Source organism: Stenotrophomonas acidaminiphila (assembly GCF_014109845.1).
GTDB lineage: Bacteria > Pseudomonadota > Gammaproteobacteria > Xanthomonadales > Xanthomonadaceae > Stenotrophomonas > Stenotrophomonas acidaminiphila.
In genome coordinates this window covers 1,620,855-1,640,297 of the sequence record NZ_CP043567.1, presented here as the reverse complement: position 1 = coordinate 1,640,297, position 19,443 = coordinate 1,620,855, and the positions used below count along the sequence as shown (strand labels likewise).

The 19,443-nt window shown below is 69.2% G+C and carries 16 protein-coding genes and 1 tRNA gene; 4 read left to right on the top strand and 13 right to left on the bottom strand.

The window, feature by feature from the left end:
- Positions 1-23: 23 nt before the first annotated feature.
- Positions 24-1,043 (bottom strand): isoaspartyl peptidase/L-asparaginase family protein, encoded by a 1,020-nt coding sequence (locus tag F0P95_RS07420; protein ID WP_056931951.1) that lies wholly within the window; start codon positions 1,041-1,043, stop codon positions 24-26.
- Between the two features lie 151 nt (positions 1,044-1,194).
- Positions 1,195-2,208: a cyanophycinase gene (locus tag F0P95_RS07415; RefSeq protein ID WP_182336325.1), complete on the bottom strand. Its 1,014-nt coding sequence runs from the start codon at positions 2,206-2,208 to the stop codon at positions 1,195-1,197.
- Positions 2,209-2,396: 188 nt separating this feature from the next.
- Here F0P95_RS07415 and F0P95_RS07410 point away from each other — a divergent pair, with 188 nt between their 5' ends.
- Positions 2,397-5,192 carry a TonB-dependent receptor plug domain-containing protein gene (locus F0P95_RS07410; protein WP_182336324.1) on the top strand — a complete coding sequence of 932 codons (2,796 nt, stop codon included), beginning with the start codon at positions 2,397-2,399 and terminating at the stop codon, positions 5,190-5,192.
- A gap of 298 nt (positions 5,193-5,490) precedes the next feature.
- Here F0P95_RS07410 and ychF read toward each other — a convergent pair whose 3' ends face one another.
- The 8 genes from ychF to F0P95_RS07370 all read right to left on the bottom strand — a co-directional run bounded on the left by ychF (position 5,491) and on the right by F0P95_RS07370 (position 12,383).
- On the bottom strand, positions 5,491-6,582 hold the full coding sequence (ychF, locus tag F0P95_RS07405; protein WP_182336323.1) for a redox-regulated ATPase YchF: 1,092 nt from the start codon (positions 6,580-6,582) through the stop codon (positions 5,491-5,493).
- 76 nt (positions 6,583-6,658) lie between these two features.
- On the bottom strand, positions 6,659-7,240 hold the full coding sequence (gene pth / locus F0P95_RS07400) for an aminoacyl-tRNA hydrolase (RefSeq protein ID WP_182336322.1): 582 nt from the start codon (positions 7,238-7,240) through the stop codon (positions 6,659-6,661).
- 51 nt (positions 7,241-7,291) lie between these two features.
- Positions 7,292-7,894 carry a 50S ribosomal protein L25/general stress protein Ctc gene (locus F0P95_RS07395; RefSeq protein ID WP_054663257.1) on the bottom strand — a complete coding sequence of 201 codons (603 nt, stop codon included), beginning with the start codon at positions 7,892-7,894 and terminating at the stop codon, positions 7,292-7,294.
- 107 nt (positions 7,895-8,001) lie between these two features.
- Complete coding sequence (locus tag F0P95_RS07390) at positions 8,002-8,961, bottom strand: ribose-phosphate diphosphokinase (RefSeq protein ID WP_056931954.1); 960 nt, start codon at positions 8,959-8,961, stop codon at positions 8,002-8,004.
- 132 nt (positions 8,962-9,093) lie between these two features.
- Positions 9,094-9,170 (bottom strand) — tRNA-Gln (locus F0P95_RS07385).
- 11 nt (positions 9,171-9,181) lie between these two features.
- Positions 9,182-10,054: a 4-(cytidine 5'-diphospho)-2-C-methyl-D-erythritol kinase gene (ispE, locus tag F0P95_RS07380; RefSeq protein WP_182336321.1), complete on the bottom strand. Its 873-nt coding sequence runs from the start codon at positions 10,052-10,054 to the stop codon at positions 9,182-9,184.
- Positions 10,051-10,701, bottom strand: a complete 651-nt coding sequence (gene lolB / locus F0P95_RS07375) for a lipoprotein insertase outer membrane protein LolB (RefSeq protein WP_182336320.1) — start codon at positions 10,699-10,701, stop codon at positions 10,051-10,053. The genes ispE and lolB overlap by 4 nt, the downstream gene beginning before the upstream one ends.
- On the bottom strand, positions 10,698-12,383 hold the full coding sequence (locus F0P95_RS07370) for a tetratricopeptide repeat protein (protein ID WP_182336319.1): 1,686 nt from the start codon (positions 12,381-12,383) through the stop codon (positions 10,698-10,700). The genes lolB and F0P95_RS07370 overlap by 4 nt, the downstream gene beginning before the upstream one ends.
- Positions 12,384-12,451: 68 nt before the next feature.
- Between F0P95_RS07370 and hemA the strand changes: the two genes are divergently transcribed.
- From hemA to F0P95_RS07355, 3 genes are all read left to right on the top strand, one after another.
- Entirely contained in the window at positions 12,452-13,735 is a 1,284-nt protein-coding gene (gene hemA, locus F0P95_RS07365; RefSeq protein ID WP_182336318.1) for a glutamyl-tRNA reductase, read from the top strand.
- A complete protein-coding gene (prfA, locus tag F0P95_RS07360; protein ID WP_182336317.1) occupies positions 13,713-14,798 on the top strand; it encodes a peptide chain release factor 1 in 1,086 nt (361 codons plus the stop codon). The genes hemA and prfA overlap by 23 nt, the downstream gene beginning before the upstream one ends.
- Positions 14,799-14,889: 91 nt before the next feature.
- Positions 14,890-16,611, top strand: coding sequence for an O-linked N-acetylglucosamine transferase, SPINDLY family protein (locus tag F0P95_RS07355; protein ID WP_182336316.1), 1,722 nt, complete (start codon positions 14,890-14,892; stop codon positions 16,609-16,611).
- Here the strand turns inward: F0P95_RS07355 and F0P95_RS07350 are convergent.
- The 3 genes from F0P95_RS07350 to F0P95_RS07340 are packed head-to-tail and all read right to left on the bottom strand — an operon-like array spanning position 16,608 to position 19,360.
- On the bottom strand, positions 16,608-16,856 hold the full coding sequence (locus tag F0P95_RS07350) for a hypothetical protein (RefSeq protein ID WP_054663234.1): 249 nt from the start codon (positions 16,854-16,856) through the stop codon (positions 16,608-16,610). The genes F0P95_RS07355 and F0P95_RS07350 overlap by 4 nt on opposite strands.
- Positions 16,853-18,199: a TFIIB-type zinc ribbon-containing protein gene (locus tag F0P95_RS07345; RefSeq protein WP_182336315.1), complete on the bottom strand. Its 1,347-nt coding sequence runs from the start codon at positions 18,197-18,199 to the stop codon at positions 16,853-16,855. The genes F0P95_RS07350 and F0P95_RS07345 overlap by 4 nt, the downstream gene beginning before the upstream one ends.
- Before the next feature lie 21 nt (positions 18,200-18,220).
- Positions 18,221-19,360 carry an SPFH domain-containing protein gene (locus F0P95_RS07340; RefSeq protein ID WP_182336314.1) on the bottom strand — a complete coding sequence of 380 codons (1,140 nt, stop codon included), beginning with the start codon at positions 19,358-19,360 and terminating at the stop codon, positions 18,221-18,223.
- Positions 19,361-19,443 lie beyond the last annotated feature (83 nt).

Here is a 19,443-nt window from a genome sequence, read left to right as displayed (position 1 = left end):
CCATTGCCGGCATCGGCGCCCGCTCACTCGCCCGGCATCTTCAGCTTTTCGTCGGCGAAAATCGCCACGTGCGGCACGCCGTCGGCACCAATCCAGCCGCGGTACATGCCCTCGGTGTTGAACGGCGTCGCCGCCTTGCCGTCGGCCGACAGCACGATGGCCCCGCCGTCGCCGCCCATCGCCGGCAGGCGCTTGACGATGACCTCGTCGCCGGCCTGCGCCGGGGTCTCGCCGAGGTACTTCATGCGCGAGCAGATCTCATGGGCCGCGGCCAGGCGGATGTAGAACTCGCCCCAGCCGGTACCCGACACCGCGCAGTTGTCGCTGGCATAGGTGCCGGCGCCGATGATCGGGGAATCGCCCACCCGCCCGTAGCGCTTGTTGGTCATGCCGCCGGTGGAGGTGCCCGCGGCCAGCTTGCCCTGCGCGTCGAGCGCCACCGCGCCGACGGTACCGAAGTGCTTGGCCGTCTCCAGGTCGGCGTGCGCCTGCCCGGCCGCCTCTTCCTTCAGCGCGCGCTGCAGCTGCTGCCAGCGCTTCTCGGTGCGGAAATACGACGGATCCACCTGCTCGATCTTCTGCTCGGCGGCGAACATCTCCGCCCCCTGCCCGATCATCATCACGTGCGGGGAGTGCTCCATCACCGCCCGCGCCAGCAGGATCGGGTTCTTGATGGTATGCACGCCCGCCACCGCACCGGCGCGCAGCGTGGCGCCATCCATCAGCGAGGCATCGAGCTCGTTCTTGCCGTCATGGGTGAACACCGCGCCACGGCCTGCGTTGAAGGTCGGGTCGTTTTCCAGCACGGTAATCGCGGCGGTCACTGCGTCCATGGCCGGCTTGCCGGCCGCAAGCGCCTCGTGGCCCTTGCGCAGCGCCGCTTCCAGCGCGGCGCGCGCGGCGCGCAGCTCTTCCGGATTGAGGTCCTGGCGCTCCACGCCGGCCCCGCCATGGATCACCAGCAGGGGGGAGGCAGGCGCGGCCACCGCCGCCACGGAAGACAACGACGCCAGGCCCAGCAACACCGCGGAAGTCAGCTTCATGTTTCTTCACTCAGGAAAGGTGCCCGATTCTAGGCACGCCTTCACTGCTCTGAACAGTCGCTGTCGGCACGGATCCACCCGTCGATGCGACTGAAAAGCAGAAAGGGGCCGAAGCCCCTTCCGCGCCCACCTGTGGATGCAGCTGCCCGGATCACTCCGGCTGCAGCTCCAGTTCGCCATCCACCACGTTGGCCACGGCGGTGAACGCCGGGTTGTCGACCGTGAAACCGTCCAGGTGCAGGCGGCTGCCGGCACCGACTCCGGTCACCGGAATGGAGGTGAATTCCAGCGATTCGCCGCTGCTCAGGCGGTCGGCGGTCCGGTGCGGCATCACCAGCCACGCGTAGCCGTCGTCGAGCGAGTAGACGCGGCCGCGGCCATCGGCCTCGACGCACAGCGCGGTGTCTTCGTCCACGCCGATGCCGACGATGTCGTCCTGCCCCTTTTCCTGGGCGGCGCGGGCGACGAACACGATCAGCCGGCCCAGGCGTTCGCGCTTGGCGAAATGGGTGTCGGTGACCACGTTGGACAGATAGGGCATGGTCAGGAAGTCCTGGTCCATCGTGACCTTGCTGCCCATCGGGTCGCTCAGCGCGGCCGGCGAATTGACGCTGCCGCCGTCCAGCGCGCCGTAGCTGTAGCCTCCCAGGATCGCCAGGCCGGCGCTGGTACCGCCGATCGGCTTGCCCGCGGCGACGTGTTCGTTGAGGACCTGGTTCAGTTCGGTCCCCTTCCAGAAGCGGATGTAGCGGGACTGGTCGCCGCCGGCGATGAAGATGGCATCGGCGCCGCGCACCACCCGCAGCACGGCCGGGTCATCGGCGGCCTTGCGGCTGTCGAACACCAGGGTCTGCACCGAGGTCACCCCGCCGATGTCGTAGTACAGCTCGTTCTGCAGGTTGTCGTCGCCGGAGGCGCGCAGGATCACCACGCGGCCGTTGCCCGCGCGCTCGACCCACCACTGGAAGGCTTCCGGAACCCAGTCACCGCCCCCCATCAGCATCATCGCCGCCTGGGTCTGGCCCGGGCGCGCGGCGTCCAGGTCGCCCACTTCGTAATAGCGGTAGCCCGGATCCGACAGCCCCCTGCTCCCCGCCGCGACCGCGCCGCCCGCCACGCCAAGCGCCGCCAGCACCAGGGCCAACCGCCCGAATCGGGACACCATCCGCCTCATACCGCCCTCCAGGACATCATGTAATCGCTTCCATAGCGTAATGCCAGACTTTCCGGCAGTGGTCAAGCGTGTAAAAAAGGTGTTAGATGATCACGCCCCATTCACGTTTGCCGGGGCTCCCGGTGCTTGCGCGGGCCGGCCAGACACTTTCCGGAACACTTTCAGCAGAGACCTGATTCATGCGCAAACACGCAATGGTGTGTTCGATCCAGTTGGCCCTGCTTGGCATGGCCGCCTCCGCAACGGCCTTGGCCCAGAGCACCGACAACGATCAAACCAAGCAACTGGATACGGTGCAGGTCACCGGTTCGCGCATCCCGCGCGCACAGGTGGAAGGCCCCGCGCCGGTCACCGTGGTGACCGCCGAGCAGATCCAATCGGCCGGTTTCACCTCCGTCCCCGACGTCCTGCGCTCGCTCAGCCAGAACAGCGGCACCGTGCAGGGCCAGCAGAACACCACCGGCGCGCAGTCGACTCCCGGCGCACAGGCGGTGGACCTGCGCGGCCTGGGCCCCAACCACACCCTGGTGCTGATCAACGGCCGCCGCATCGCCGATTTCCCGCTGCCGCTCAACGGCCGGAGCAACTTCACCGACGTCGGCAACATCCCGCTGGGCATGATCGACCGCATCGAGGTCCTGACCGGCAGCGCATCGGCGGTCTATGGCTCGGACGCGATGGCCGGCGTGATCAACTTCATCCTCAAGAAGTCCACCGACGGCACCACCATCGACTACCGCTACGGCGACACCAGCCGCGGCGGTGGCGAATCGCACGACCTGACCCTGACGACCGGCTTCGAGCAGGGCAACTTCAGCGGCATCGTCGGCATGGAGCTGCTCAACAAGCGCCCGCTGTGGGGCACCCAGCGCAACGTGCAGGATTCCACCCTCGACGCCCCGACCGAACGCCGCCGCCTGCCGCGCCTGATCGCCCAGATCACCAACTGGGAAGACGACGTCAACATCGCGCCCGCCGATGGCTGCAAGGCGCTTTCGGGCCTGAACGACGGCACCACCCACCTGGCCGAGGACCGCTTCGGCGAGCCCTACTGCGGCAGTGAGCGCGCCATCGCGTACCGCACCATCCAGAACGAGCGCAAGGGCATCAACGCCTACGGCTCGTTCGAATACCGCTTCAACGACGAACTGTCCTGGTTCGCCGACATGCAGATGGGCCACCAGACGGTGCGCCTGCTGACCGGCAGCAACGGCAACGACGTCGTCAGCGACGTCATGGGCTGGGAGTTCCACGACCCGGCGTCGACCAACAACTACCGCAACAAGGTGTTCTACAACGCCGCCACCGACAGCCGCGAGATCTGGTCGCGGCAGTTCTCGCCGGAAGAGATCGGCGGTCTGCGCAACCGCATGAACACCACCACCCAGAAGACGCTGGCGGTGACCACCGGCCTCAAGGGCATCTTCGCCGACGCGTGGAACTGGGAAGCGGCCTGGAACCACTCGCAGTACAAGGCCGACGTGGAGATGCCGCGGATCAACGCCGACGCCGCCAACCGCTTCTTCCTGGGCGAGCGGCTGGGCTACACCGACAGCGGCTACGCGATCTACAACCCCGATCCGACGCGCCTGTTCACCCCGCTGACGCCGGCCGAGTTCGCCTCCATCGCGGCCATGTCCACGTTCCGCCCGGTGGCCAAGAACGACAACGTCAGCTTCACCACCGACAACACCGCGCTGTTCTCGCTGCCGGCCGGCGACGTGGGCTTTGCCGGTGCGATCGAGTACGGCCGCCAGTCCTACCGCATCAATCCCGATCCGCTGGCCCTGACCGAGGATGCCTACACCGGTCCGCGCTACGGCGACGGCAGCGGCAGCCGCAACCACTGGAGCGCCGCGGGCGAACTGCGCATACCGGTGCTGTCCACGCTGCAGGCCAGCCTGGCCGGCCGCTACGACCGCTACAGCTACGGCGGCAAGCACCCGGGCAAGTTCACCTACAGCGCGGGCCTGGAATGGCGCCCGCTGGACACGCTGCTGGTGCGCAGCTCCTATGGCACCGGCTTCCGCGCGCCGGACATGCACTACCTGTTCGCCGGCGACGACTACTACCGCACCCGCTACGCCACCGACTACTACCAGTGCCGCAGCGAGGAGCCGGGCTTCAGCGACGGTGACTGCTACGACGACGGCAGCTGGGACGTGAGCACCTTCGACGTCTACAAGGGCAACATCGAGCTGGGCGTGGAAACCAGCAAGTCGTTCTCGGCCGGCTTCGTCTGGTCGCCGCTGGACGGCCTCGACCTGGCGGTGGACTACTACCAGATCAAGGTCATGAACCAGGTCCAGGTGCAGGACCGCGAGCGCCTGCGCATCACCGAAGCCAACTGCCGCCTCGGCAAGACCGACACCGGCGTGGCCGTGGACATCAATTCGCCGACCTGCCAGGACGCGCTTGCCCGCGTGATCCGCGATGCCGATGGCGACATCAGCAGCGTGCGCTTCGCGCCGATCAACATCGCCAAGGAGGAAACCTCCGGCATCGACGTCGCCGCCAGCTACCGGCTGCAGACCCGGGCCGGCGATTTCCGCGTCAACGGCAACTACACCTGGGTGCGCGACCACACCTTCCAGCGCTACCCGGGCGATGCGTCCGAGGACATGCTGCACTACGAGACCTTCAGCCCCGCCCTGCCGCGGGCCAAGGCGAACGTGGGCGTGAACTGGGACAAGGGAGCCTGGGGCGCCAGCCTGTTCGGCAACTATCTCGGCCGCGTTCCGAACTACGACGACGACGCCTGGACCCAGGCCACCTGGCGCTTCAACGCCGGTGCGCGCTATGACATCAGCGACCATCTGCGGGTGTCGCTGTCGGTCAACAACCTGTTCGACAAGATGCCGCCGAAGGACCCGACCTGGGCCAACTACCCGTACTACGACACCGCCTGGTTCGACAGCATGGGACGCAGCTACTTCGTGCAGGTCACCTGGAAGCTGGGCGGCAAGCCGCTGTAATACGCCCTCTTCCACGCAACAACGACAAGGCCCGCATCGCGGGCCTTGTCGTTTTCTGCGCCGGGACAACCGGCCCCGTCGATGCCGCCCGGGCCCTGCCGGGTTCTCCACAGCGCATGTGCGGAAGGCAGGGAAAAGCCTGTGGAAAACCCCGGCGCGCAGCGGCGCTGCAGGGGCGGCGCGCACTCTGGCGTGTTTTTGTCCAGGGCGGCAGGCGCCGTGGCAACGCCCACCGCCGGCCGCATATGCGAAGGCCCCTCATTGCGGGGCCTTCGTGCTCCGGGCGACGTGCCGCGGGTCAGACGTTGAAGCGGAAATGCAGGACGTCGCCTTCCTTGACGATGTAGTCCTTGCCTTCCAGGCGCAGCCGGCCGGCTTCCTTGGCGCCCTGCTCGCCCTTGAGGTTGATGAAGTCGTCGTAGCCGATGGTCTCGGCACGGATGAAGCCGCGCTCGAAATCGGTATGGATCACGCCTGCGGCCTGCGGCGCGGTGGAACCGGCGCGCAGCTGCCAGGCGCGGACTTCCTTCACGCCCGCGGTGAAATAGGTCTGCAGGCCCAACAGCCTGTAGCCGGCGCGGATGACCCGGTTCAGGCCGGGCTCGTCCAGCCCCAGGTCCTTGAGGAACTCGTCGCGGTCGGCGTCGTCCAGCTGCGCCAGTTCTTCCTCGATCGCCGCGCATACCGGCACCACCTCGGCGCCTTCGGCCTCGGCGCGGGCGCGCACCGCGTCCAGGTGCGGGTTGTTCTCGAACCCGTCCTCGGCGACGTTGGCGATGTACATCAGCGGCTTGAGCGTGATCAGGAACATGTCGCGGACCAGCGCCTTCTCTTCCGCATCGAGCCCGGCCGAGCGCGCCGAGCGGCCCTGGTCGAGCACCGCGGCGAGCTTCTCGAGCACCGGCTTGCGCGCCAGCGCGTCCTTGTCGTTGGCCTTGGCCGCGCGGTTGGCGCGATCCAGCGCCTTCAGCACCGACTCCAGGTCGGCCAGCGCCAGCTCGGTATCGATGGTTTCGATGTCGGCGATCGGGTCGACCTTGTTGGCGACATGGATGACGTTGCCGTCCTCGAAGCAGCGCACGACATGGGCGATGGCGTCGGTCTCGCGGATGTGCGCCAGGAACTTGTTGCCCAGGCCCTCGCCCTTGGACGCGCCGGCGACCAGGCCGGCGATGTCCACGAACTCCATGGTGGTGGGGATCACCCGCTCCGGCTTGACGATGGCCGCCAGCGCCTCGAGCCGCGGATCCGGCACCGGCACGATGCCGGTGTTCGGCTCGATCGTGCAGAACGGGAAATTGGCCGCGGCGATGCCCGCCTTGGTCAGCGCATTGAACAGGGTCGACTTGCCGACGTTGGGCAGGCCGACGATGCCGCATTTGATACCCATGCAACAAACTCCAGGATTCGGGATTCCGGCCTGCGCTCTCCACGGACGCCGTCGTCCGCGAAAGCGCAGGCCGCAATCACGGCTTGCCCGTGTGCAGGCGTTTCATGGCCTCGTTGAAATCACCGGCGACCGCCAGCGGCAGCACGTCGATGGCATCGTCGATGGCGCGCGCGATCAGCACCTCGTCGTCCTTCGACGGACGGCCCAGCACCCACGGCACCACGCGGTCCTTGTGGCCGGGATGGCCGATGCCGATGCGCAGGCGGTGGAACCTGCCATGCCCGAGCAGGCGGATGGTGTCGCGCAGGCCATTCTGGCCGCCGTGGCCGCCATCGAACTTCAGGCGCGCCGTGCCCGGCGGCAGGTCCAGCTCGTCGTGCGCGAGCAGGGTCTGTTCCGGCTCGATCTTCCAGAACCGCTGCGCGGCGGTCACCGACTTGCCGGACAGGTTCATGAAGGTGGCGGGCTTGAGCAGCCATACCGGCTGGCCGCCGACATCGACCCTGGCGACTTCGCCGAACAGCTTGGCGTCGAGCGCCCAGCGCGCGCCCGCCCGTTCGGCCAGGGCCTCAACGAAATGAAACCCGGCATTGTGCCGGGTCCGGGCGTGTTCGGTTCCGGGATTGCCCAGACCGACGATCAAGCGCAAGCCAGTCATGCGTCCACCGTTGGCTGCGTCCGCCCGGCAGGGGCGGACGCAACCGGCCGATTACTCGGCGGCTTCCTCGGCAGCGCTCGGCGCCTTGGCGATGACCACGGCATCGTCGTGGTCCTTGCCCAGCTTCAGCGCCGGGATTTCCACGCCCGCCGGCAGCTTCAGCTGCGACAGGTAGATGATGTCGCCGGCGGTCAGGCTGGCCAGGTCGACTTCGATCGACTGCGGCAGGTCCTTCGGCAGGCAGGCGATGTGCACTTCCTTCAGTTCGTGGGTGACCAGCACGTCGGCGGTCTTGCCGGCCGGGGAGGTCTCCTCGTTGATGAAGTGCAGCGGCACGGTGGCGTTGAGGACTTCGTTCTCGTTCACGCGCTGGAAGTCCAGGTGCATGACCAGCTGCTTGTACGGGTGGCGCTGCATGTCGCGCAGCAGCACCTTGTAGATGCTGCCATCGAGGTTCAGGTCGATGATCGAGGAGTAGAACCACTCGTTCTGCTGGGCCAGCCAGATTTCGTTGTGGTTGAACTCGACCATCGCCGGCTCGCGGTCACCGCCATAGACGATGCCCGGCACCAGGCCGGCGTGACGCAGGCGGCGGCTCGCACCCTTGCCCTGCACGTCGCGACGGGCGACTTTGATTTCGTGGGACTTTGCCATTGTTGACTACTCTTGGTTGTTGCACCGCATGCGGTGCGTGATGAAGGCATCCCCGCGACCAGGGATGCCGCTGCCGGTCCCGGCACGGCGCCGGGAACCGGGATTCTTCAATCCACGTACATCGAGCTGACCGATTCGCCGAAGGCGATGCGGCGCATCGTCTCGGCCAGCATCTCGGCCACGCTGATCTGGCGGATCTTGGTGCAGACACGGGCCACGTCGGACAACGGGATGGTGTCGGTCACCACCAGCTCGTCGAGCTGGGAGTTGTTCAGGTTGTCCACCGCCGGGCCCGAGAGCACGGCGTGGGTGCAGTACGCGGCGACCTTGACCGCCCCGCGCGCCTTCAGCGCGGCGGCGGCGGCGCACAGGGTGCCGGCGGTGTCGACGATGTCGTCGACCATCACGCAGGTCTTGCCCTCGACGTCGCCGATGATGTTCATCACCGTGGCGACGTTGGCGCGCGGCCGGCGCTTGTCGATGATCGCCAGGTCGGCGTCGTCCAGGCGCTTGGCCACCGCACGGGCGCGCACCACGCCGCCCACGTCCGGGCTGACCACGATCAGGTTGTCGGTGCCGTAGGCGCGCCAGATGTCGGCCAGCAGCAGCGGCGAGGCGTACACGTTGTCCACGGGCATGTCGAAGAAGCCCTGGATCTGGTCGGCATGCAGGTCGACCGTGAGGATCTGGTCGGTATGCACGGCCGAGAACATCTTGGCGGCGACCTTGGCGGTGATCGGCACGCGCGATGAGCGCATGCGGCGATCCTGGCGGGCGTAGCCGAAGTACGGCACCACCGCGGTGACGGAGGCGGCGCTCGCGCGCTTGAGCGCGTCGATGATCACCAGCAGCTCCATCAGGTTCTCCGCGCTCGGCGCGCAGGTCGGCTGCACCACGAACACGTCCTGCTTGCGCACGTTCTCCTGGATCTCGACCTGCACTTCACCGTCGGAGAACTTGGAGACCAGGGCCTTGCCCGGCTGCACGCCCAGTTCCTTGCAGATGCTCTGCGCAAGGGGTTTGTTGGCATTGCCGGAAAAAACCAGCAGGTTCTGGGCGTCTTGCATGTGGGCTTTCTCGGGCGGCGGCGAAAGAGCGGAGCGGGGGAACATCCTGTGGCGGCAGCGTCCGGCATCCGCGGCCAGCGCTTTGCTTCCCCGCACGGGAACGTGCGGGCTGCCACGGGAAAACCCGGGCAGTGGCAGGGGCGGTAGGATTCGAACCTACGAATGCCAGGATCAAAACCTGGTGCCTTGGGCCTCTTGGCGACGCCCCTGCATCAATCCTTCACTGCTTTGTTTCCAGTGCATCGAGCAATGGCGAGCGCGCTGCGCCCGCAACCACCCATGCCCGCAGCTGGCCCGGCAATTCCGCCATGGCGTGCTCAGCGGCAGCGCGCGTGGCGAATTCGACGAAACAACCGCTTCCCGACCCCGTGAGCCGTGCCCGGCCGACGCGCGAAAGCGCCTGGAACACCGCTTCGACGGCGGGTTCCCGGCATCGCAGCACCGGCTCGAACGCATTCCCGAGGACGGTCCCGGAAGCGAAGTCCGCTATTTTCGCGGGCGCGGCATCCCGCGTCAAATCCGGTGAACGGAACAGGTCGGCGGTGGGCACGTGCACGCCCGGATCGACCAGCAGATACCAGGCCGGCGGCAGGTCCAGCGGCTGCAGCCGCTCGCCGACGCCTTCGGCCCAGGCATTGCGCCCACGCACGAACACCGGCACGTCCGCGCCCAGGCCCAGCCCCAGCGCCGCCAGCGCCTCCTCGCCCAGGCCGGTGCCCCACAGCGCGTTGAGCGCGGCCAGCACGGTCGCCGCGTCGGACGAGCCACCGCCGAAACCGCCACCGGCCGGGATGTGCTTTTCGACGCGGATATCAACACCTTGCGCGCAATTGACAGCTTTTTTTAGCGCAATCGCTGCACGAACCACCAGATCATCGGCCTCGGCAACGCCGGGAACGGAGCCTCCCTCGCGGCGGACCTGGCCGTCGCCGCGCAGGCGCAGGCCGATGCGATCGCCCCAGTCCAGCAGGCGGAACACGGTCTGCAGTTCGTGGTAGCCATCCGGCCGCCGGCCGGTGATCCGCAGGAACAGGTTCAGCTTGGCCGGCGCCGGCCAGTACGACCAGCCGGCCGCGTCCACGACAGTGTTCATTGCCCGCCCATGCTCCATTCATCGACGATCAGCCGCACCTTGGCGTCGCCGTTGACCGCCTCGATGCGACGCGGCAGGGCCGGCCGCTGGGCGTCCTGCGGGTACCAGTCCAGGTAATCGATCCGCCAGCCGTCCTGTTCCAGGACCCGCGGCAAGCCGGTGATGTCATAGCCCTGGTAGGCCGGCGCGGCCGCGTCTGCGGCGCGCCTGCCGCGTACCCAGGCGGCCAGCTGCGCCACCGGAATGTCCCAGCCGGTGGCCTGCAGCAGCAGCTCCCCGGCATCGGCGCCGCTGCGCGGACCGCCCTCCAGCCCCTCAAGCCGCACCGCCTGCCCGGCACCGCCGCTCAACTGCCAGCTCTGCCGCGTCACCGGCGCGGCCAGGCTGACCTGGTAGGCATCGCCGCGCTGCTGCCAGTCGATGCGCCCGTTGCCGCCGTTGCGCCCCTTGCTGATCGCGACCCGGCCCTGGAACGACCAAGCCGGCACGGTATCGAGCACGGCCAGCCGCGCCGTTTCGACGGCCGGCTCGGTGGTCGAATGCACCGGCGTGGACGGCGACGCCTGACGCGTCGCCAGCGACCCGCACCCCGCCAGCGCGCCGGCCAGCGACAGCGCCGCCATGTACCGCCACAGCATTGCCGTCATACGCCGAGCGCCTCGATCGCACGCTGCAGCGCGCGGTTGTCCGGTTCCAGTTTGCGCGCCTCGTCGAAGAAGCGGCGCGCCTCGTCCTTCTGGCCGAGCATCCACAGCACCTCGCCGACATGCGCGGCGATCTCCGGATCCTTGTTCAGGCTCCACGCCCGCCGCAGTTGCACCAGCGCCTCCTGGGTGCGCCCCAGCCGGTACAGGACCCAGCCATAACTGTCGACGATGGCCGCGTTGTCCGGCTCGGCCACGCGCGCGCGGTCGATCAGCTCCAGCGCCTCCTGGTAGCGTCCGGTGCGGTCGGCCAGGGTGTAGCCCAGCGCATTGAGCGCGGCCACGTTCTCCGGCTCGGCCACCAGGATCTTGCGCAGGTCGGCCTCGGCGCGCGGGATGTCGTCGCGCCGCTCCCAGGCCAGCGCGCGCGCATACAGCAGCGCGCCGTCGTCCGGATAGGCGGCCAGTCCGCGGGTAAGGATGCCGACCTCGGCATCGTTGCGCGCGTCGCGCTGCTGCAGCTCGGCCTCCAGCAGATAGGCATCGCGGCGCACGTCATCGTCCACCGAGGCATCGGCCTGGATCGCATGGACCTCCTCGGCCGCCTGCGCCTTTTCGCCCAGTTCGTGCAGTGCGTTGACCGCGCGCAGCCGCGCCTCGCTGCGCTGCGGGCCGCCGGGTACGCCGTGGTACCAGTCCACAGCTTCGCGGTAGCGCTTGAGGTATTCGGCGATCCGGCCCAGCAGCAGGCGCTGGTCCGGATCGGGCTTGCCGGCCCCGGCCGAGATGTCCTGGTACAGCGCCAGCAGCCCGGCGTCGTCCTTCTGCTTGGCCAGCAGCGAGGCGCGCATGCCCCAGGTCTGCACGTCCTGGGTGCCGACCGCGAGCATGCGCTCGGCCGCGCCGGGTTCGCCGAAGGCGTCATAGGCGAAGGCCAGCGCGTTGCGCAGCTCCTCGTCGCCCGCGGCCCTGGGTTCGATGCCCTTCAGCAGGGCCAGCGCCTCGTCCTTCCTGCCGGCCTGGTTGAGCTGCGAGGCATGCAGCAGGGCCACCCGCGGTTCATCGGGGAAGCGCCTGACCACCTCACCGACCATGCGCCGCGCCAGCTCCGGGCGCTCCATCCGCAGCGCCAGGCGACCGAACTCCTGCCAGGCCTCCAGGTCGTTGGGGATCGCGTTGGCGTCGACCAGTTCGTCCAGCACCTTCGCCGGTGCCGCCGGATCGCGGCCGCCGGTGGCCAGCGCCAGTACCGCGTAGCGCCAGGCCCGCGGCTCGCGCGAGCGCAGTACCGCCAGCAGTTCCCTGCGGGCCAGCCGGGTGTCCCCCTGGCGCAGCGCCAGCGAGGCACGGGTACCGCGCACCGCCAGCGAACCGGGGGCACGCTGCGCCCACAGCGCCAGCGCTTCGGCAGCGCCGGCCTCGTCGTCGGCGAGCATGGCGATGCGGGTGGCGCGCTCGGCCAGGCCGACATCGCCGGCGTCTTCACGCGCGGCCTGCAGGTACCAGCGCGCGGCGTCGGCCAGCTTGCCCGCCTGCAGGGAAAACTCCCCCGCCAGCACCGGCGTCAGCGACGCGGCCTGGCCGGTGTCCGCCGGCGGCGGGGCCGCCAGCAGCGGGGCCGACGACAGGAGCAGCAGCGCAACGCTGCCTATACGGATGAGCCGGGTTGGTCTGGAAATGGGCATCTGCGGCAATCGGGCCGTAAAATGGCGGCCATCAACAGCCAGCAGCTTATCGCAAGCAACTGAACAGAATGACCCTGTGGGTGCTCGGACTGAACCATCAGACCGCGCCGGTGGAACTGCGCGAACGCGCGGCCTTCGGCGGCGATGCGCTGTCGCGCGCGATGGACTCGCTGCGGCAGTCGCCGCAGCTGGCCGAAGCCGTGCTGCTGTCCACCTGCAACCGCACCGAACTGTATGCCGTGGCCGAGGACGGCCAGCACCTGTCGCGCTGGCTGGAAAACCATGCCGGCGACCTGCAGGGGTATCTGTACGAGCACCGCGACGACGCTGCGGTGCGCCACCTGTTCCGCGTCGCCACCGGGCTGGACTCGATGGTGCTGGGCGAGCCGCAGATCCTGGGCCAGGTCAAGGACGCCTGGGCGCTGGCGCGCGACAACGGCGCCATCGGCCAGCACCTGGACCGGCTGTTCCAGCAGACGTTCTCGGTGGCCAAGCGCGCCCGCACCGACACCCGTGTCGGCGCCAACCCGATCTCGGTGGCCTCGACCGCGGTGCGGCTGGCGCAGGATTCGTTCGCGCGGCTGGAAGATTCGGCCGTGCTGCTGGTCGGCGCCGGCGAGACCATCGAGCTGGCCGCCAAACACCTGGGCGAGGCCCGGGTGAAGCGGCTGCTGATCGCCAACCGCACCCTCGCCCACGCGCAGGACCTGGCCAGCCGCCACGGTGGCGTGGCGCTGCCGCTGACCGAACTGGAACGCCACCTGGCCGAGGCCGACGTGGTGTTTTCGGCCACCGCCGCGCGCGAACCGGTGATCCTGCAGCGGCAGGTCGCCGCCGCGCTGCGCGCACGCCGGCACAAGCCGATGCTGCTGTTCGACCTGGCGGTGCCGCGCGACATCGAGCCGGGCGTGGGCGAACTGGCCGACGCCTACCTGTACACGGTGGACGACATGGAGCGCGCCGTGGAGGAAAACCGGCGCAGCCGCCGCGAGGCCGCCGCCGAAGCCGAGGCCATCATCGACCTGCAGGTCTCGCGCTACATGGAGAACCTGCGCGCCACCCACCTGCAGGCGCCGCTCAAGCAGCTGCGCGCGTTCGGCGAGGCTACCCGCGCCGAACTGCTGGACAAGGCGCGGCAGCAGCTGGCCCACGGCAAGTCCGCCGACGAGGTGCTCGAACAGCTCGCCCACGGCCTGACCAACCGCCTGCTGCACCCCCCTACCGCCGCGCTGCGGCAGGCCGCGCTGGAAGGCGATGCCGACCTGACCCGCGCCGCCGAGCGCCTGTTCCCGGCCGCGCCCGGGTATCGACACCCCGTTGCGAGGACCGATGACGCCGACCCTGCGCCGTAAGCTGCTGGCCCTGGCCGAGCGCCGCGAAGAACTGGAACGCCTGCTTGCCGACCCGGACGTGGTCGCCGACAACGCACGCTTCCGCGATTTTTCCCGCGAATTCGCCCAGCTCGAGCCGGTCGCCAGCGCGCTGGCCGCCGAAACCCGCGCCCGCGAGGATCTCGCCGCCGCCGAGGCGATGCGCGCCGATCCGGAACTGCGCGAACTGGCCAACGAGGAGATCGCCGCGGCACAGGCGCGCCTGCAGGCGCTGGACGAGGAACTGGCGCTGCTACTGGTGCCCAAGGACCCGCGCGACGAGGGCAACCTGTTCCTGGAAGTGCGCGCCGGCACCGGCGGCGACGAGGCGGCGATCTTCGCCGGCGACCTGTTCCGGATGTACGCACGCTATGCCGAACGCCAGGGCTGGAAGGTCGAGATCGAATCGGACAACCCCGGCGAGCATGGCGGCTACAAGGAGGTCGTGGCGCGCGTGGTCGGCCGCGGCGCGTACTCCAGGCTGAAGTTCGAGTCGGGCACCCACCGCGTGCAGCGCGTGCCGGCCACCGAGTCGCAGGGGCGCATCCATACCTCGGCCGCCACCGTGGCGATCATTCCAGAGGCCGACGACGTCGAGGACATCGCCATCAACCCGGCCGACCTGAAGGTGGACACGTTCCGCTCTTCCGGCGCCGGCGGCCAGCACGTCAACAAGACCGAATCGGCCATCCGCATCACCCACGTGCCCACCGGGGTGGTGGTCGAGTGCCAGACCGAGCGCAGCCAGCACGCCAACCGCGACAAGGCGATGAAGCGGCTCAAGGCGCAGCTGCTCGACGCCGAACGCAGCCGCCAGGCGGCCGCGCAGGCCGAGTCGCGGCGCCTGCAGGTCGGCAGCGGCGACCGCAGCCAGCGCATCCGTACCTACAACTTCCCGCAAGGCCGGATCACCGACCACCGGGTCGAGGGCCTGACCCTGTACGACCTGCCCAACGTGATCGAAGGCGACCTGGACGCCCTGGTCGGCCGCCTGCTGCACGAGCACCAGGTGGATGAACTGGCGCGCCTGTCCGAAGGCACCTGAGGCGCGCGCGTCGCCGCCGCGGACCCGGCCCCCGGCAAATGCACGGCAACGCCCGCACAATCGGCACATCGCAAGAGGGTCCAGCCAGCGCATGAATGTCCCGTACGACGAACGCCAGCACCTGCGCACCGCGGTGCAGCGCCAGCCCGCCGACTTCATCGCCTGGGTGATGCTGGCCGACGCCGAGCTGGGCGCAGGCGACCTGGATGCCGGCGAACGGGCCGCGCAGCGGGCGCTGCAACTGCGCCGCGACCACCCTGAAGCACTGGCGCGGCTGGGACGTGCGCGCTGGATGCAGGGCCGCCACGAGGAGGCCGCCAACCTGCTGCGCCACGCCTCGCGACAGGTCCCCCAGCACCCCGGCATCGCGCTGTGGCTGGGCCATGCGCTGGAGGATGCCGGCCAGCCCGAGGCCGCCGCCGATGCCTATCGCCGTGCGCATGCGCTGCTCCCGGACGAAGCCTATGTGGCCGCGCAGCGCCTGAACTGGCAACGGCGGCTGTGCGACTGGCGCGGGCTGGAGGCGTTGTCGCAGCAGGTCCGCGGCGCGGTGGCGCAGGGCAATCCGGCGGTGGAGCCGTTCGCCTTCCTCAGCGAGGACGCCAGCGCCGCCGAGCAACTGGCCTGCGCCCGCCAGCGTGCGCAGGTGATCGCCGCCTCGACCCCGCGGCTGCCTCCGCCGACGCCGCGTCCGCAAGGGCCGCTGCGGGTCGGCTTCCTGTCCAACGGGTTCGGCGCCCATCCCACCGGGCTGCTGACGGTGGCGCTGTTCGAGCAGCTGCGCGCCCACGCCGGGCTGCAGGTGCATCTGTTCGCACTCAATGGCGACGACGGCAGCCGCATCCGCCAGCGCCTGCAGGCCGCGGCGCATGCGCTGCATGCGGTGGCGGGAATGCCGCACGCGGCCATCGCCCGGCGCATCCGCGAGGCCGGCATCGACATCCTGTTCGACCTGCGCGGCTGGGGCGGTGGCGGCACCCCTGAGGTGCTGGCGATGCGGCCGGCACCGCTGCAGGTCAACTGGCTGGCCTACCCCGGCACGTCGGGCGCGCCATGGATCGACTACGTGCTGGCCGATGCGTTCGTGTTGCCGCCGGCGCTGGAACCGGCATTCAGCGAGACCGTGCTGCGGCTGCCACGCGCGTTCCAGCCCTCGGACAACACCCGCGTGGTCGAGGCGCCACCGGCGCGCGGCGAATGCGGCCTGCCCGGGTGCGACGGAAACGGCGGCGGCGTGGTGTTCTGCTGCTTCAACAACAGCTACAAGCTCAACCCGCGCAGCGTCGCGCGCATGCTCGAGGTGCTGCGTGGCGTGCCCGGCAGCGTGCTGTGGCTGCTGTCCGGGCCGGGCCTGGCCGACGCGCGCCTGCGCGAGGTCGCGCGTTCGCAGGGCATCGATCCGTCGCGCCTGGTGTTCATGCCCAAGCTGCCGCACCCGCAGTACCTGGCGCGCTACCGGCATGCCGACCTGTTCCTCGACACCCATCCCTACAACGCCCACACCACCGCCTCGGATGCGCTGTGGGCCGGTTGCCCGGTGCTGACCACGCCCGGCCGCAGCTTCGCCGCGCGCGTGGCCGGCAGCCTCAACCACCACCTCGGGCTGGACGAAATGAACGTCGCCGACGATGCGGCCTTCATCGCCACCGCGGTCCGGCTCGGCAACGACCCGGCCGCACGGGCCGCGCTGCGGGCGCGGCTGGCCAGCGCCCGCGACACGGCGGGCGTGTTCGACATGGCCGGCTTCGCCCGCGACTTCGCCGCCCTGGTGCAGGACCTGGCAGGCCGCCAGGCGCACGCCGCCCAGCACTAGCGCAGGCGCGTGACCCGTCGCCGGTAGTCGCCCACGTTGTCGCCGTCGATGCGGCGCTGCTGGGTGCCCTTCACCTCGCCGACCTTGCGGTCCGAGCCGGTCACCGGTTTGGCCACGATCTCGGTCTCGTGCTCGAAGCCATGCGACTTGTCGGTATTGCGGTAGTACCGGTACAGCGCCCAGTACAGCGCTGCCGCGCCGGCCGGGCCCGCGGCCAGCAACCAGAGTCCACTGTCTTCGCTCATGAGGCAGCCACCAGGAATGCGATTGCGAGGGCTTCGATGACCGTGCCGGCGGTGAGCGCGGCCAGCAGCAGTTTCCACTGCTGCACCGGCACGCTGCCCATGGTCTCGCCGGTGCGGCCGTTGACCGCGATGTAGTGCAGCATGCCGCCGTTGCTGCCGGGCTGGTGGTAGGAGTACAGCCACACCGGCAGGTACATCGATACCCAGCGGGTGCCGTGGACCTCCAGCTGCTCCTGCTCCCAGCGTACGCCACGGTCGTAGCGCGATACCGAGCGATGCACCTGCGAACGGGCGATCGACAGCAGCTGGTCCTCCAGCCGCGGGCGCAGCTTCTCGACGTCGAGATCGCGCTTTTCCGAGGTGTAGCCGGCCAGGTAGGAGGCATTCCACTTCAGCGCGTTCTTGGTGTCGAACGGCAGGATGGCGTTGATGATGTTGTTGGTGTTGGCGCGGGTGTCGAGGTTGCCGCGCCCGGCCGACGACTCCAGCGGCAGGTCGTCGACGGTGAAATCCACCTGTCGCTCCACCTGGTACACGTCGGCGTCGTAGTAGGTCTGCCGGTTCTTCTCGGTGCCGCGGGTGTATTCGCGGGTCTTGATCTCGCCCCTGCCGGCCACCGCCGCGCTGGCATTGCCGTCGACGATCATGTACGGCAGGTAGACGCCGACCACGTTCTCCGGGGTGAACTGCTCCTTGAACGCCTTGAGCGCGAACAGGCGGCGCTTGTCCACGAACTGGCGGATGCGCGCGACCGCATCGTCCTTCCGTATGTGGAACGGCAGCACCGCGTCGGGCACCGCGCCGTTGGCGACCTGCTCGTTGACGCCGAACACATGCCGGCACCAGTGGCAGCGCGCGGTCATGGTGCTTTCGGTGTTGACCGTGACCTCGGCGCCGCAGCCGCTGCACTTGAAGCTCATCAGGCTGGAGGTATCGGCATCGATGTCGCGCGCGCCGGAGGCGATGACCGTGCCACGCAGCTGGTCGATGGCCTCGCCCAGCCCGAACGCCTCTTCCACCCGCGCGCCGTGCCATTCGTGGCGGCAGTACAGGCACACCAGCACGTCGCTGCCGGCCCGCGGACGGATGTCGGTGGCACCGCATTTCGGGCAGCGGTTGAGGCCGTCCTTCAGCTCGGTGGCCGAGGTGTCGAGGGCGACCGGGTCGGGCGCCTGGATCTCGTCGCGGATGGCCTCGGGCAGATCGGCGGTCTCCAGCGGGAAACTGCCGGGCGGGGGCGGGACATCGCGCGGCGAACCCGGTCCGTCCAGCACCGCCGCCGGCAAGGGCGGCGGCGGAGTGGATCCGGGCAGTGGCGGCGGGCCGTTTCGGGGATCGGACATGGAGGTCGTGCGTCCCGCCGGTTACAGGCCCAGCGCCTTGGCTTTCAGCGCGTCGTAGTCGGCCTGGGTGATCAGCCCCAGGTCCAGCATTTCCTTGGCCTTCTTCAGCCTGGCGACCGGGTCGTCCGCGGCCGCTGCCACCGGCTGCTGCATGCCGCCGACGCCGAACATGCCCGAGGCCATGCCCACGCCGACCAGGCCGGCCGCACCGCCGTTCTCGCCGGCGGACTGGATGCCCTGAGCGACACTGGCCTGCAGGTTGGAATTGCCGCGCGCGCCGGACAGCGCGTCGGCGCGCTGCACGGTCTTGAGCAGTTCGCGGGTGTTGGCGTCGTACTCGATCGAGACGATGGCGGTCTTGACGATGGCCAGGCCGCGATCGGACTTCCACTGGTAGGCCTGCTCGACCGCATCGGACAGGCTCCTGGCGAAGCCGACCGAGTCCTGCTGGATCCTGGTGATGCGGTTGCCCTTGGCCGGGTCGTTCGTGTACAGGCTGAACGCCGGGGCGAGCGAGCCGACCACTTCGTTGAACAGCTGGCTGGCGGCGGCGTTGTCCAGGTCGGTGAAATCGAACACCTGGCCGGGGCGCAGGTAACTGGCCGGCACGAAGTTCTTCACGAACAGGATCGGGTCGACGATCTTCAGCGTGTACGTGCCGCGCGTGACCGCGCCGACCTGGGTGTTGAGGAAGCCATCGTCCCAGTAGATCTCGGACTGGGTGCCGAAGCGGTTGTCCGGCAGCTCCTTCAGCGAGACGAAGAACGCCGCCTGCTGCGCACCGGGCTGGCCACCGAACTTGAAGCGCTCCCAGCTCTGCCGGATGAAGGTGCTGACCAGGCCGTCGCCGGCGAAGATCGACTGCGAGTTCGGATCGTCCGAACGCCACTCGTAGCCACCCGGCTCGGCGACGAAACCGGTGATGGCGCCGTCCTGGAACAACAGCAGGCCGTAGCCCTCGGGCACGACGATCTTCGAGCCGTTGCTGATGATGTTGGACGAGGCGCTGGTGTTGGACCCACGGCCGGCGTTGCTCCCGCGCGGCACCGCGGCGAACAGCGCCGCCGTCGCCGGCAAGCCGTCCGGCACCGTGAAGAAGTCCTTCCACTGGTCGGCAAGCACGCCGCCGATCGCACCCTTTGCTGCCTGGACAAGCCCCATCGCACCGCTCCTGATCCATTGCCGGGCACCGCGCCCGACGCTCCGGCAAAACTACATGAAAACCGCTGCCCGGGTAAAAGCCG

Coding starts and splice junctions, on each gene's coding strand:
- F0P95_RS07420 (WP_056931951.1), bottom strand. CDS start 1,043: ATGAAGCTGACTTCCGCGGTGTTGCTGGGCCTGGCGTCGTTGTCTTCC.
- F0P95_RS07415 (WP_182336325.1), bottom strand. CDS start 2,208: ATGGTGTCCCGATTCGGGCGGTTGGCCCTGGTGCTGGCGGCGCTTGGC.
- F0P95_RS07410 (WP_182336324.1), top strand. CDS start 2,397: ATGCGCAAACACGCAATGGTGTGTTCGATCCAGTTGGCCCTGCTTGGC.
- ychF (WP_182336323.1), bottom strand. CDS start 6,582: ATGGGTATCAAATGCGGCATCGTCGGCCTGCCCAACGTCGGCAAGTCG.
- pth (WP_182336322.1), bottom strand. CDS start 7,240: ATGACTGGCTTGCGCTTGATCGTCGGTCTGGGCAATCCCGGAACCGAA.
- F0P95_RS07395 (WP_054663257.1), bottom strand. CDS start 7,894: ATGGCAAAGTCCCACGAAATCAAAGTCGCCCGTCGCGACGTGCAGGGC.
- F0P95_RS07390 (WP_056931954.1), bottom strand. CDS start 8,961: ATGCAAGACGCCCAGAACCTGCTGGTTTTTTCCGGCAATGCCAACAAA.
- ispE (WP_182336321.1), bottom strand. CDS start 10,054: ATGAACACTGTCGTGGACGCGGCCGGCTGGTCGTACTGGCCGGCGCCG.
- lolB (WP_182336320.1), bottom strand. CDS start 10,701: ATGACGGCAATGCTGTGGCGGTACATGGCGGCGCTGTCGCTGGCCGGC.
- F0P95_RS07370 (WP_182336319.1), bottom strand. CDS start 12,383: ATGCCCATTTCCAGACCAACCCGGCTCATCCGTATAGGCAGCGTTGCG.
- hemA (WP_182336318.1), top strand. CDS start 12,452: ATGACCCTGTGGGTGCTCGGACTGAACCATCAGACCGCGCCGGTGGAA.
- prfA (WP_182336317.1), top strand. CDS start 13,713: ATGACGCCGACCCTGCGCCGTAAGCTGCTGGCCCTGGCCGAGCGCCGC.
- F0P95_RS07355 (WP_182336316.1), top strand. CDS start 14,890: ATGAATGTCCCGTACGACGAACGCCAGCACCTGCGCACCGCGGTGCAG.
- F0P95_RS07350 (WP_054663234.1), bottom strand. CDS start 16,856: ATGAGCGAAGACAGTGGACTCTGGTTGCTGGCCGCGGGCCCGGCCGGC.
- F0P95_RS07345 (WP_182336315.1), bottom strand. CDS start 18,199: ATGTCCGATCCCCGAAACGGCCCGCCGCCACTGCCCGGATCCACTCCG.
- F0P95_RS07340 (WP_182336314.1), bottom strand. CDS start 19,360: ATGGGGCTTGTCCAGGCAGCAAAGGGTGCGATCGGCGGCGTGCTTGCC.